14 protein-coding genes are annotated in these 12134 nt (G+C 70.3%); 4 read left to right on the top strand and 10 right to left on the bottom strand.

What is annotated here, in order from left to right; genetic code table 11:
* Positions 1-319: 319 nt before the first annotated feature.
* Entirely contained in the window at positions 320-763 is a 444-nt protein-coding gene (locus ACFYX4_RS10260; protein WP_389329010.1) for a GNAT family N-acetyltransferase, read from the bottom strand.
* A gap of 271 nt (positions 764-1034) precedes the next feature.
* Here ACFYX4_RS10260 and ACFYX4_RS10255 point away from each other — a divergent pair, with 271 nt between their 5' ends.
* Entirely contained in the window at positions 1035-1808 is a 774-nt protein-coding gene (locus ACFYX4_RS10255; protein ID WP_389329007.1) for a LuxR C-terminal-related transcriptional regulator, read from the top strand.
* Between the two features lie 140 nt (positions 1809-1948).
* Here the strand turns inward: ACFYX4_RS10255 and ACFYX4_RS10250 are convergent, their stop codons facing one another.
* Positions 1949-2446, bottom strand: coding sequence for a MarR family winged helix-turn-helix transcriptional regulator (locus ACFYX4_RS10250; protein ID WP_389329004.1), 498 nt, complete (start codon positions 2444-2446; stop codon positions 1949-1951).
* 88 nt (positions 2447-2534) lie between these two features.
* Between ACFYX4_RS10250 and ACFYX4_RS10245 the strand changes: the two genes are divergently transcribed.
* Positions 2535-3338, top strand: coding sequence for a trans-aconitate 2-methyltransferase (locus ACFYX4_RS10245; protein WP_389329001.1), 804 nt, complete (start codon positions 2535-2537; stop codon positions 3336-3338).
* A gap of 3 nt (positions 3339-3341) precedes the next feature.
* Here ACFYX4_RS10245 and ACFYX4_RS10240 read toward each other — a convergent pair whose 3' ends face one another.
* Both ACFYX4_RS10240 and ACFYX4_RS10235 read right to left on the bottom strand, forming a co-directional pair.
* Positions 3342-3590 (bottom strand): type II toxin-antitoxin system RelE/ParE family toxin, encoded by a 249-nt coding sequence (locus tag ACFYX4_RS10240; protein WP_389328998.1) that lies wholly within the window; start codon positions 3588-3590, stop codon positions 3342-3344.
* Positions 3587-3838, bottom strand: coding sequence for a type II toxin-antitoxin system Phd/YefM family antitoxin (locus ACFYX4_RS10235; protein ID WP_389328995.1), 252 nt, complete (start codon positions 3836-3838; stop codon positions 3587-3589). The genes ACFYX4_RS10240 and ACFYX4_RS10235 overlap by 4 nt, the downstream gene beginning before the upstream one ends.
* Before the next feature lie 109 nt (positions 3839-3947).
* Between ACFYX4_RS10235 and ACFYX4_RS10230 the strand changes: the two genes are divergently transcribed.
* The gene (locus ACFYX4_RS10230; RefSeq protein WP_352247780.1) at positions 3948-4121 is read left to right on the top strand and encodes a CsbD family protein; all 174 of its coding nucleotides are present in this window, start codon (positions 3948-3950) and stop codon (positions 4119-4121) included.
* A 69-nt stretch (positions 4122-4190) separates the two neighbouring features.
* Here the strand turns inward: ACFYX4_RS10230 and ACFYX4_RS10225 are convergent, their stop codons facing one another.
* Together ACFYX4_RS10225 and ACFYX4_RS10220 are read right to left on the bottom strand one after the other, a co-directional pair.
* Positions 4191-4871: a TetR family transcriptional regulator gene (locus tag ACFYX4_RS10225; protein ID WP_389328992.1), complete on the bottom strand. Its 681-nt coding sequence runs from the start codon at positions 4869-4871 to the stop codon at positions 4191-4193.
* Positions 4868-5878, bottom strand: a complete 1011-nt coding sequence (locus ACFYX4_RS10220; protein WP_389328989.1) for an acyl-CoA desaturase — start codon at positions 5876-5878, stop codon at positions 4868-4870. The genes ACFYX4_RS10225 and ACFYX4_RS10220 overlap by 4 nt, the downstream gene beginning before the upstream one ends.
* Positions 5879-6173: 295 nt before the next feature.
* Between ACFYX4_RS10220 and ppc the strand changes: the two genes are divergently transcribed.
* Positions 6174-8903: a phosphoenolpyruvate carboxylase gene (gene ppc, locus ACFYX4_RS10215; RefSeq protein WP_389328986.1), complete on the top strand. Its 2730-nt coding sequence runs from the start codon at positions 6174-6176 to the stop codon at positions 8901-8903.
* A gap of 120 nt (positions 8904-9023) precedes the next feature.
* Here ppc and ACFYX4_RS10210 read toward each other — a convergent pair whose 3' ends face one another.
* The 4 genes from ACFYX4_RS10210 to ACFYX4_RS10195 form a co-directional block, all read right to left on the bottom strand.
* A complete protein-coding gene (locus tag ACFYX4_RS10210; protein WP_389330201.1) occupies positions 9024-9575 on the bottom strand; it encodes a hypothetical protein in 552 nt (183 codons plus the stop codon).
* Positions 9576-9628: 53 nt separating this feature from the next.
* The gene (pth, locus tag ACFYX4_RS10205; RefSeq protein ID WP_389328983.1) at positions 9629-10225 is read right to left on the bottom strand and encodes an aminoacyl-tRNA hydrolase; all 597 of its coding nucleotides are present in this window, start codon (positions 10223-10225) and stop codon (positions 9629-9631) included.
* Positions 10226-10301: 76 nt separating this feature from the next.
* Complete coding sequence (locus ACFYX4_RS10200; protein ID WP_389328980.1) at positions 10302-10901, bottom strand: 50S ribosomal protein L25/general stress protein Ctc; 600 nt, start codon at positions 10899-10901, stop codon at positions 10302-10304.
* Positions 10902-11113: 212 nt separating this feature from the next.
* The gene (locus ACFYX4_RS10195; protein ID WP_389328977.1) at positions 11114-12088 is read right to left on the bottom strand and encodes a ribose-phosphate diphosphokinase; all 975 of its coding nucleotides are present in this window, start codon (positions 12086-12088) and stop codon (positions 11114-11116) included.
* Positions 12089-12134 lie beyond the last annotated feature (46 nt).

Here is a 12134-nt window from a genome sequence, read left to right as displayed (position 1 = left end):
CACCCCCCTCCAGACAGCCGCCGTAGTCGAGCATGCCGGGCTCGAAGTCCAGGTCCTCGTAGCGCAGGACGTGCCCGCCGACCGCTCAGTGTGCCGGTCGCTCTTGAAGTGCACCTCCAGACCGGTCAGATGCAGCTCATGACAGGAGTACAGCTGGGGGTGCGCGCCCAGCATCATGCGCAGCAGCGTGGACCCGGAGCGCGAGCTTGGAGTTCAGCTTTCGTAGCAGGCTCATGGCGCCGCACGGTAAAGGGCGGGACTGTGCAGCCTGGGCGTCACCTCTGCGCGCGGACGGCAGCGCACAGACGCCGGGGGAGTATCACGCCAGACGCTTCGTCAGCGTGTACTCCGTGATCCCCGGCGGATAGTCCTCGATCACGCACACCACCTCGTACCCGTGCCGCCGGTAGAACCGCGGGGCCTGGAAGTCCCAGGTCTCCAGGCGCGCCCGGCGGCAGCCGCGCTCCTCGCCGGCGACGCGCTCCGCCTCCGTCAGCAGGCCGGAGCCGAGGCCGCGGCCGCGGTGCCGGGCGTCGACCCACAGGTGGGCGACGTGCAGCCACGTCGTCCAGGTGTGGCCGACGAGGCCGCCCGCCAGCGCGCCGGCCTCGTCCAGCGCCCACACGTGCAGCGGCGTCTCGCGTCCGCCGGGGGTGCCGAGCAGCGACCGCAGAACGGGCGAGGCCGCGGCGTCGCTCTCGCGGAGCCGGGAACGGAGCAGATCACGGCGGTTTCTGTCGACTTCTGCCTCAAGGCGGAACATGCGGCACACGATAAACGCGCTGGCCAATCAGTTCTGCCATTTGCCTTCCGCTGTACGCCCACAGCCCTACCCTGTGAACAGCGCCGGTGGGGGCCGGTGCCGATCAGGGGGCGAGACAGTCGGGTACGACGCCCGCGGTGGGGGTATCGATGTCGGCACGGCGGCGGCCGTGCCGATGCGCACCACCCTGCGGGCGTCGTGCCCGCGCCGGTCGTCGTTCTCCGGCCTGGGGTATCCCCTGCTCCGTGAGGAGCTCGGGGAAGGGGGTTTCGTGGTTCGCATCCGAGTCCTGGTCGTCGACGACCACCGTATCTTCGCCGAGTCGCTCGCCGCGGCTCTGGCCGCCGAGCCCGACGTCGACGTCTCCGCGGCCGGCAGCGGCCCGGCGGCGCTGCGCAGCCTGGAGCGCGCGGTCGCCGAGGGGCGGCGGTACGACGTGCTGCTCGTCGACGCCGATCTGGGCGGCCGGCTGCCGGGCATGCGGCCCGCGGTGCCCGTCCAGGAGGGCAACGAGGACGGGCTCGTCGACGGGATATCGCTCGTCGCCGGCGTCCGCTCCGGGCAGCCGTCCGTACGGATCGTCGTCCTCGCCGAGAAGGACGATCCGCGGCGCGCGGCTCTCGCCCTCCAGGCCGGGGCGTCGGGGTGGGTGGCGAAGGACTGCTCGCTGTCGCGGCTGCTCACCGTCATCCGCGGGGTGCTCCGCGAGGAGACGCATCTGCCGCCCGCGCTGCTCACGGGCGTGCTCAGGGAGCTGACGGCGGCGCGCAAGCACCGCACCGAGAGCGAGCGGCTGGTGGAGTCCCTCACGCCGAGGGAGCGGGAGGTGCTGCGCTGCATGGTCGCCGGCCTGGGCCGCAAGGCCGTCGCCGAACGCCTGTTCCTCTCCCCGCACACGGTCCGCACCCATATGCAGAACGTCCTCGGCAAACTGGGCGTCCACTCCACCCTGGCGGCGGTCGCGCTGGCCCGCAGGGCAGGGGTCGGGCCGGTGGACCTAGGGCCTGCCGGCCGGATCATGCCGGAGGAAAGCAGCAGTGCCTGAGTCACTTACGTGAGCGGGGGCCGGTGCGTGCATATGCAAGGCGGAGGAGCGAGGCGATGCGGAGCATCGGTGAGCGACGACAACGCGGCAGATGTGCGTGCCGGCCCCCGCGTCTCCGGCAGGATCCGGCCGGCAGGCCCTTAGCCGGGGATGTTGTCGAACGGGGCGGTCAACTGGCGTAGGAGGCCTGCGAGTTCGCCGCGTTGGGTGTGGGACAGCTCGGCGAGGATCGCCCGCTCCTGGTCGAGCAGGCCGGCCAGCGCCTGGTCGGCGCGGTCCTTGCCGTCGTCCGTGAGGCGGACCAGCACACCGCGGCGGTCGCTCGGGTCGGGCAGCCGCTCCACGAGGCCCTTCTTCGCGAGCCGGTCGATCCGGTTCGTCATCGTGCCCGACGTGACCAGCGTCTGCGTCAGCAGCTGTCCCGGCGAGAGCTGATACGGAGCCCCCGCGCGCCGGAGCGCCGTCAGCACGTCGAACTCCCAGGGCTCCAGCTGGTGCTCGGAGAAAGCCAGCCGGCGCGCCCGGTCCAGATGCCGGGCCAGCCTGCTCACCCGGCTGAGCACTTCGAGCGGCTCCACGTCGAGGTCCGGGCGCTCGCGGCGCCACGCTGAGACCAGTCGATCGACCTCGTCCTCCATGACGATCAGTGTAGTGGTTGTGTCGACATGAAGTCTCTTGATATCAAGTCTCTTGACGTCGAGATAAACGGGGGAGGAGAGTGGGGGCATGACCGACTCCACCTGGGACCCCGCTCAGTACCTGCGCCACGCCGGCCACCGCGCCCGCCCCTTCACCGACCTCCTCGCCCGCGTCCCCGATCCGCCCGCGGACCCGGCACGGCCGCTCCGCGTCGCCGACCTCGGCTGCGGCCCAGGCAACGTCACCGCCGTCCTCGCCGACCGCTGGCCCGCCGCGCGCATCACCGGCTACGACCACTCCGAGCAGATGCTCGCCGAGGCGCAGGCGTACGCGGGCGCGCACCTCGACTTCGCGCACGCCGACCTGACCACCTGGACACCCGCCGAGACCTACGACGTGATCGTCTCCAACGCCGCCCTGCAATGGGTGCCGGGCCACCTCGACGCCTTCCCCGCCTGGCTCGACGGACTCGCCCCCGGCGGAGCCTTCGCCTTCCAGGTCCCGCACAACATCGACGCCCCGCTGCACGCCCTCATGCGCGAACTCGGCGACACGCCCCGCTGGAAGAACCGCCTCGCGCACGTCCTGCGCCACGAGGACTCCGTCCACGCCCCCGCCGTCTACCTCGACCGCCTCGCCCGCCTCGGCTGCGAGACCGACGTCTGGACGACGACGTACCACCACGTCCTCCAGGGCGAGGACCCGGTCCTCGACTGGGTCAAGGGCACCGGCCTGCGCCCCGTCCTCACCGCCCTGGCCGACGACCCCGACTCCCGGGAAGCCTTCACCGCCGAATACCGCGACCTCCTCCGCAAGGCCTACCCGCCCCACGACTACGGCACGATCCTCCCCTTCCGCCGCCTGTTCGCGGTGGCCCGGAAGGGGGCGTGAGGGTCAGGGTGTGCGTCCCAGGTGGGCGACGAGGATGCGGATCACGTCGTCGTCGATGACATACAGGACGCGGTAGTCGCCGATGCGGAGGCGTCGCATCTCCGGACCGTACGGGAAGGAGTTGGAAGGGCGTGGCGCCTTCGCGAGCGCGTCGACGGCTTCGTAGACCGCGGCGAGCCCGGCCGGGTCCTCCTTCACGAATCGAGAAGCCTGATCTGTGGCAGTCGGTTCCCAGATGATGCGGTAGGTCACGGCCGCAGGCCCAGCATGCGTCCGACTTCGTCGTGGGGAATGCCGGGCCCGAGCGTCCCCTCCGCCTTGCGCCGCTGGTATTCCGCGACCGCGAGGGCGTCTTCGAGATCCTCTATCACCTGCGGAGAGACGAGCAGCGCGGCCACATGGCCGTGATCGGTGAGGGCGATGGTCTCCCGGCCGTGGGCCGCGCGGCGGACCAGGTCGCCGAGCTGGGAACGGGCTGCGCTGATCGCGATCTCGGTCATGTGCACATGATGGCACAACATGCACCTTGTGAAACCCTGTTTGAACCGAGCGAGACGGGTCACCCGTTGTAGCGAGACAGACCGCAGACCTGACTGGGAGTGATCGGTAGTGGCAGGCGAGCAGAAGTCCAAGGCGAAGATGGAGCAGGCCAAGGGCAAGGCCAAGGAAACTGTCGGCCGTGCCGTGGGCAACGAGCGGATGGAGGCCGAGGGCCGCGCCGAGCAGGCGAAGGGCGACGCCCGTCAGTCCAAGGAGAAGGCGAAGGACGTGTTCAAGCGCTGACACGTCCGACAGCTTGAGCCGAGCACAGGAGGGGCCCCCGCCGATACGGCGGGGGCCCCTCCCGTGGTGTCAGCTCTTGCGGCGCCCTATCAGGTGCGGCTTGGCCTCCAGACCGTCCAGCCCGTGCCACGCCAGGTTCACCAGATGCGCCGCCACCTCCGCCTTCTTCGGGCGGCGCACGTCCAGCCACCACTGCCCGGTGAGCGCGACCATGCCCACCAGCGCCTGCGCGTACAGCGGCGCCAGCTTGGGATCGAAGCCCCGGCTCTTGAACTCGCGGCCGAGGATGTCCTCCACCTGGGTGGCGATGTCCGAGATCAGAGAGGCGAACGAGCCCGTGGACTGCGGGATGGGGGAGTCCCGGACCAGGATGCGGAAGCCGTCCGTGTACTCCTCGATGTAGTCGAGCAGCGCGAAGGCCGCCTGCTCGCACAGCTCCCGGGGATGACCGGCGGTCAGCGAACTCGTCACCATGTCGAGGAGCCGGCGCATCTCCCGGTCCACGACGACCGCGTACAGGCCTTCCTTGCCGCCGAAGTGCTCGTACACCACCGGCTTGGACACCCCGGCCTTCGCCGCGATCTCCTCCACCGACGTGCCCTCGAAACCTTTCGCCGCGAAGAGCGTCCGACCGATCTCCAGCAACTGCTGGCGGCGCTCGGCACCGGTCATCCGGGTACGACGCGTGCGCCTCGGCTTGGCTTCGTTGCTCGGGGTACTGCTGGAGTCGGTCGCCACGGCGTCCATCATGCCGCGTCGGCGGTGACCTTCCGGCGTCGGGAGCCGTCCTCACCCGTCTTCCGGCGCGAATCGATACGCGAGCGTGACGGCCAGCGCACGTCGTACGCCCACCCGAACTTCTCGAAGACGCGGATGAAGCGCGCCGAGGAGTCCAGTTGCCCGCGCTCCACCCCGTGCCGCGCCGACGTCGGGTCGGCGTGGTGCAGGTTGTGCCAGGACTCGCCGCACGACAGGACGGCCAGCCACCACACGTTGCCCGAGCGGTCCCGTGACTTGAAGGGCCGCTTGCCCACCGCGTGGCAGATCGAGTTGATCGACCAGGTCACATGGTGCAGCAGCGCCACCCGGACCAGCGAACCCCAGAAGAACCCGGTGAACGCGCCCCACCAGGACATCGTCACCAGCCCGCCGATCAGCGCCGGCAACGCCAGCGACAGCGCCGCCCACAGCACGAACTGCCGGGAGATCGCACGGATCGCCGGGTCCTTGATCAGATCCGGCGCGTACTTCTCCTGTGGCGTCTGCTCCTCGTCGAACATCCAGGCGATGTGCGCCCACCACATGCCCTTCATCAGCGCCGGGACCGTCTCCCCGAACCGCCACGGCGAATGCGGGTCGCCCTCGGCGTCGGAGAACTTGTGGTGCTTGCGGTGGTCGGCCACCCAGCGCACCAGCGGCCCCTCCACCGCCATCGAGCCCATGACCGCCAGCGCGATCCGCAGCGGCCGCTTCGCCTTGAAGGAGCCGTGCGTGAAGTAGCGGTGGAAGCCGATCGTGATGCCGTGGCACCCGAGGAAGTAGAAGAAGAACAGCAGACCGAGGTCCAGCCAGCTCACCCCCCAGCCCCACGCCAGCGGCACCGCCGCGAGCACCGCCAGGAACGGCACGGTGATGAAGAGCAGCAGGGTGATCTGCTCGATCGAACGCTTCTGCTCGCCGCCGAGGGTGGCGGAGAGCGCGGGTGAGTCGCCGGGCGCCTGAGAAGGGTCTTCGATCACGTCGGAGGTTGTGGTCATGCGCGTCCCCTGTGGGGTCGTGGACTGACGGCAGGAGCCGGAGGCGAGAGGAACCACGGACCGTTCCCTACGGTTCCGTAACCTACGGCGTCGTAAGTATGGCAGTGCCGCGCCGGGCGGCGAGAGCCCGCCAGCCTGCGCGTCCGAACGGACACCTATCCTTGGAGACGGTCGGACAGCGCCGTCCGCTCTGTTTTCTTCCCGGATGTCCGGTCCGTAAGCGGCGCCCGCCGCGTGGACCGACCTGACGGGTTCCCCTCCCGGACGAGCTTCAACACTGCAAGGAGCCGCACCTGTGAGCAGTGCCGACGACCAGACGACCACCAGCACCGAGCTGCGCGCCGACATCCGCCGACTGGGCGACCTCCTCGGCGAGACCCTCGTCCGGCAGGAGGGCCCCGAGCTCCTCGACCTGGTCGAGAAGGTCCGCCGCCTCACCCGCGAGGACGGCGAGGCCGCCGCCGAACTGCTGCGCGGCACCGAACTGGAGACCGCGGCCAAGCTGGTCCGCGCCTTCTCCACCTACTTCCACCTCGCCAACGTCACCGAGCAGGTCCACCGCGGCCGCGAGCTGCGCGCCCGCCGCGCCGCCGAGGGCGGCCTCCTCGCCCGCACCGCCGACCGCCTCAAGGACGCCGACGCCGACCACGTCCGCGCGACCGTCCGCAACCTCAACGTGCGCCCCGTCTTCACCGCCCACCCCACCGAGGCGGCCCGCCGGTCGGTCCTCAACAAGCTGCGGCGCATCGCCGCGCTGCTGGAGACCCCGGTCATCGAATCCGACCGCCGCCGCTACGACACGCGTCTGGCCGAGAACATCGACCTCGTCTGGCAGACGGACGAACTGCGCGTCGTGCGCCCCGAGCCCGCCGACGAGGCCCGCAACGCCATCTACTACCTGGACGAGCTGCACGCCGGCGCCGTCGGCGACGTCCTCGAAGACCTCACCGCCGAACTCGAACGCGTGGGCGTCACCCTCCCGGACGACACCCGCCCGCTCACCTTCGGCACCTGGATCGGCGGCGACCGCGACGGCAACCCCAACGTCACCCCCCAGGTCACCTGGGACGTCCTCATCCTCCAGCACGAGCACGGCATCAACGACGCCCTGGAGATGATCGACGAACTGCGCGGCTTCCTGTCGAACTCGATCAGGTACACCGGAGCCACGGAGGAGCTCCTGGAGTCCCTGCGCGCCGACCTCGAACGCCTGCCCGAGATCAGCCCCCGCTACAAGCGCCTCAACGCCGAGGAGCCCTACCGGCTCAAGGCCACCTGCATCCGGCAGAAGCTGGAGAACACCAAGCAGCGCCTCGCCAAGGGCATCCCGCACGAGCAGGGCCGCGACTACCTCGGCACGAGCGAGCTGCTCCAGGACCTCACCCTCATCCAGAGCTCCCTGCGCCAGCACCGCGGCGCCCTCTTCGCCGACGGCCGGATGAACCGCACCATCCGCACCCTCGCCGCCTTCGGCCTCCAGCTCGCCACCATGGACGTCCGCGAACACGCCGACGCCCACCACCACGCCCTCGGCCAGCTCTTCGACCGCCTCGGCGAGGAGTCCTGGCGCTACACCGACATGCCCCGCGAGTACCGCACCAAGCTGCTCGCCAAGGAGCTCAGGTCGCGCAGGCCGCTGGCGCCCACCCCGGCGCCCGTCGACGCGGCCGGCGAGAAGACCCTCGGCGTCTTCCTCACCGTCAAGCGCGCCCTGGAGGTCTTCGGACCCGAGGTCGTCGAGTCGTACATCATCTCCATGTGCCAGGGCGCCGACGACGTGTTCGCCGCCGCCGTCCTCGCCCGCGAGGCCGGCCTGGTCGACCTGCACGCCGGCTGGGCGAAGATCGGCATCGTCCCCCTCCTGGAGACCACCGACGAGCTCAAGGCCGCCGACACCATCCTGGAGGAGATGCTCGCCGACCCGTCCTACCGGCGGCTCGTCGCGCTGCGCGGCGACGTCCAGGAGGTCATGCTCGGCTACTCCGACTCCTCCAAGTTCGGCGGCATCACCACCTCGCAGTGGGAGATCCACCGCGCCCAGCGCCGGCTGCGCGACGTCGCCCACCGCTACGGCGTCCGGCTGCGCCTCTTCCACGGCCGCGGCGGCACCGTCGGCCGCGGCGGCGGCCCCTCCCACGACGCGATCCTCGCCCAGCCCTGGGGCACCCTGGAGGGCGAGGTCAAGGTGACCGAACAGGGCGAGGTCATCTCCGACAAGTACCTCATCCCCTCCCTGGCCAGGGAGAACCTGGAGCTGACCGTGGCGGCCACCCTCCAGGCCTCCGCCCTGCACACCGCGCCCCGCCAGTCCGACGAGGCCCTCGCCCGCTGGGACGCGGCGATGGACGTGGTCTCCGACGCCGCCCACTCCGCCTACCGCCGGCTCGTCGAGGACCCCGACCTGCCGACGTACTTCCTCGCCTCCACGCCGGTCGACCAGCTCGCCGAACTGCACCTGGGCTCGCGGCCCTCCCGCCGCCCCGGCTCGGGCGTCTCGCTCGACGGACTGCGCGCCATCCCGTGGGTGTTCGGCTGGACCCAGTCCCGGCAGATCGTCCCCGGCTGGTTCGGCGTCGGCTCCGGCCTGAAGGCGCTGCGGGAGACGGGCCTGGATACCGTGCTCAGCGAGATGCACGAGCAGTGGCACTTCTTCCGGAACTTCATCTCCAACGTCGAGATGACCCTCGCCAAGACCGACCTGCGGATCGCCCGGCACTACGTCGACACCCTCGTCCCCGACGAGCTGAAGCACGTCTTCGACACCATCGAGGCCGAGCACGCCCTCACCGTCGCCGAGGTCCTCAAGATCACCGGCGAGCGGGAGCTGCTGGACGCCACCCCCGCCCTGCGGCAGACCTTCGGCATCCGCGACGCCTACCTGGACCCGATCTCCTACCTCCAGGTGGCCCTGCTCAAGCGGCAGCGCGACGCGGCCGCCGCCGGCGAGGAGCCCGACCCGCTCCTCGCCCGCGCCCTCCTGCTCACCGTCAACGGCGTGGCGGCGGGCCTGCGCAACACCGGCTGACCCGCACCCGCACACACCGGCACCCGCACGACGAAGGGCGCCCGCACGGTCGTACGGACCGTGCGGGCGCCCTTCTCGTCCTGTGCTCCCCGCTTGTGCTCGCTGTGCTCCCGCCGCGCGCTACACGGCCACGAACGCCGCCGTCAGCAGCGCCACCCCCGAGCCGGCGAGCAGCCACCCGGCCCGCGCCCGGCCCAGACCGCCCGCGACGATCACCGACGCCAGCAGCAGCGCGCCGCCCATCGGCACCCACGAGTACAGGACCCCCGCCGGACCCGAGCGCAGCACCTCGTCGCTGGCCGGCTTGATCACCACCGTGTACGTCTGCCCCGTCCGCACGGCCACCGTCTTCTCGATCACCACGCGCGCGCGTGGCGTCGACCCCGGCGACACCGGCGTGTACGGGCCCGTGCACGACTCCTCGCCGCAGCGCGTCACCTCGATCGTGCCCTGCTCCCGCCCCTTCGTCAGCATCACGTGATGCGCGGTGCCCCAGGAGCCCCACACCCCCGCGATCAGGATCAGCACCGACACCACCCCCATCGCCGCCGATCTGCCGAACCGCAGCGCGGCGGCCGAGGCCTGGCGGGAGGAGGAGCGCCGGCGGGGGGAACCCCGGTGCGAGGAACGCCTACGGGAGGGAACGGCAGTGGCAGGCATGGCCGGGATCATTGGCCATGCCCCCACGAACGGTCAACTCGCTGGGGGCGGGACGGGCGGACAAGTCAGGAGTTGTACGTACTCTGCGCCCGCTCCAGACCGTCGATCACCAGACACTCCACCGCGTCCGCCGCCCGGTCCACGAAGTAGTCCAGCTCCTTGCGCTCCGCGGACGCGAAGTCCTTCAGCACGAAGTCGGCCACCTGCATCCGCCCCGGCGGCCGCCCGATCCCGAACCGCACCCGGTGGTAGTCCGCGCCCATCGCCTTCGTCATCGACTTCAGACCGTTGTGCCCGTTGTCCCCGCCGCCCAGCTTCGAGCGCAGCACGCCGTAGTCGATGTCCAGCTCGTCATGGATCGCCACGACATTGCCCAGCGGCACCTTGTAGAAGTCCCGCAGCGCGTTCACCGGACCGCCCGACAGGTTCATGTACGACATCGGCTTCGCCAGCACCACCCGCCGGCTCCCCGGCCCCTGCGGCCCGATCCGCCCCTCCACGACCTGCGCCTGGGCCTTGCCCGCCCGCTTGAACCTCCCCCCGATCCGCTCGGCCAGCAGATCGGCCACCATGAACCCCACGTTGTGCCGGTTCATCGCGTACTCCGGGCCCGGATTGCCCAACCCGACGATCAGCCAGGGGGCGTTCGGATCGCTCGTCACGTCACTCTCTTCCTACGCGACAGCCGCCGCTCCCCGAAGGAAGCGGCGGCTGACCAGTACCGTCGGCGTGCGCCGATCAGGCCTCGGCGGCCTCTTCGCCGGCCTCGGACTCCTCGCCCTCCGGAGCCTCCTCGGCCTGCGCGGCCAGAACCTGGAGGACCACCGCGTCCTCGTCGACGGCCAGCGTCACACCGCTCGGCAGCGTGATGTCCTTGGCCAGGACGGAGGCGCCGGCCTCCAGACCCTCGACGGAGACCGTGACGGACTCGGGGATGTGCGTGGCCTCGGCCTCGACCGGAAGCGCGTTCAGGACGTGCTCCAGCAGGTTGCCGCCGGCGGCCAGCTCGCCCTCGGTGTGCACCGGGATCTCGACGTTGACCTTCTCGCCGCGCTTGACCAGCAGCAGGTCGACGTGCTCCAGGAAGCCCTTCAGCGGGTCGCGCTGCACGGCCTTCGGGATCGCCAGCTCGTTGGTCTTGCCGTCGATGTCCAGGGAGATCAGGACGTTCGGCGTACGCAGCGCCAGCAGCAGCTCGTGACCCGGCAGCGTCAGGTGCAGCGGGTTGTCGCCGTGGCCGTACAGAACACCCGGGACCTTGTTGTCACGACGGATGCGGCGCGCGGCGCCCTTGCCGAACTCGTTGCGCGTCTCGGCGCTGAGCTTCACCTCGGACATGGAAATCACTCCTCGTACGAATCAGAACGGACGTGGTCACCCGGCCACGAACGGCCTGCTACGAAGAGCGCGTCGATAACGGAGCACCGCACCCACGGGTACGGCCTCCCTCGCCGAGCAACTCCGGAAGTCTACTCGGCGAAGGAGGCCGCAAAGAAATCGATCACCGCGAGGGCGACGCCGCGAGGGCGACGACACCGCGAGGACGACGCCTACTGCTCGTCGAACAGGCTCGTCACCGAACCGTCCTCGAACACCTCACGCACCGCGCTCGCGATCGTCGGAGCGATCGACAGCACCGTGATCTTGTCCAGCTCCAGCTCACCCGGGGTCGGCAGCGTGTTCGTGAAGACGAACTCGCTCACCTTCGAGTTCTTCAGCCGGTCCGCCGCCGGACCCGACAGCACACCGTGCGTCGCCGTCACGATGACGTCCTCCGCGCCGTGCGCGAACAGCGCGTCCGCCGCCGCGCAGATCGTGCCGCCCGTGTCGATCATGTCGTCGACCAGGACGCACACCCGGCCCTTGACCTCACCCACGACCTCGTGGACCGTCACCTGGTTCGCCACGTCCTTGTCGCGCCGCTTGTGCACGATCGCCAGCGGCGCGCCCAGCCGGTCGCACCAGCGGTCCGCGACCCGCACCCGGCCGGCGTCCGGCGACACCACGGTCAGCTTGGTCTTGTCCACCTTGCTGCCCACGTAGTCCGCCAGCAGCGGCAGCGCGAACAGGTGGTCCACCGGACCGTCGAAGAAGCCCTGGATCTGGTCCGTGTGCAGATCGACCGTGAGGATCCGGTCCGCGCCCGCCGTCTTCATCAGATCCGCGATCAGCCGCGCCGAGATCGGCTCCCGGCCACGGTGCTTCTTGTCCTGCCGCGCATAGCCGTAGAACGGCACGATCACGGTGATCGAACGCGCCGACGCGCGCTTCAGCGCGTCGATCATGATCAGCTGCTCCATGATCCACTTGTTGATCGGAGCCGTGTGGCTCTGGATCAGGAAGCAGTCCGCACCACGCGCCGACTCCTGGTAACGGACGTAGATCTCACCATTGGCGAAGTCGAAGGCCTTCGTCGGGACGACCCCGACACCCAGCTGGTGGGCGACCTCCTCGGCAAGCTCGGGGTGGGCGCGGCCGGAGAAGAACATCAACTTCTTCTCGCCGGTCGTCTTGATCCCGGTCACAGCACTGTCTCCTCAGAGGTGTCTCAGCTGGGTGTCGAGAGACCGC

This window comes from Streptomyces sp. NPDC002328 (assembly GCF_042890065.1).
GTDB lineage: Bacteria > Actinomycetota > Actinomycetes > Streptomycetales > Streptomycetaceae > Streptomyces.
This window is presented reverse-complemented; position numbering and strand designations above follow the sequence as displayed.

What these genes read in the sequence shown, in the direction of transcription:
- ACFYX4_RS10200 (WP_389328980.1), bottom strand. Translation starts at nt 10,901, where the DNA reads ATGTCCGAGGTGAAGCTCAGCGCCGAGACGCGCAACGAGTTCGGCAAG.
- ACFYX4_RS10235 (WP_389328995.1), bottom strand. Translation starts at nt 3,838, where the DNA reads ATGACCGAGATCGCGATCAGCGCAGCCCGTTCCCAGCTCGGCGACCTG.
- ACFYX4_RS10210 (WP_389330201.1), bottom strand. Translation starts at nt 9,575, where the DNA reads ATGATCCCGGCCATGCCTGCCACTGCCGTTCCCTCCCGTAGGCGTTCC.
- ACFYX4_RS10250 (WP_389329004.1), bottom strand. Translation starts at nt 2,446, where the DNA reads ATGGAGGACGAGGTCGATCGACTGGTCTCAGCGTGGCGCCGCGAGCGC.
- ACFYX4_RS10225 (WP_389328992.1), bottom strand. Translation starts at nt 4,871, where the DNA reads ATGATGGACGCCGTGGCGACCGACTCCAGCAGTACCCCGAGCAACGAA.
- ACFYX4_RS10260 (WP_389329010.1), bottom strand. Translation starts at nt 763, where the DNA reads ATGTTCCGCCTTGAGGCAGAAGTCGACAGAAACCGCCGTGATCTGCTC.
- ACFYX4_RS10220 (WP_389328989.1), bottom strand. Translation starts at nt 5,878, where the DNA reads ATGACCACAACCTCCGACGTGATCGAAGACCCTTCTCAGGCGCCCGGC.
- ACFYX4_RS10245 (WP_389329001.1), top strand. Translation starts at nt 2,535, where the DNA reads ATGACCGACTCCACCTGGGACCCCGCTCAGTACCTGCGCCACGCCGGC.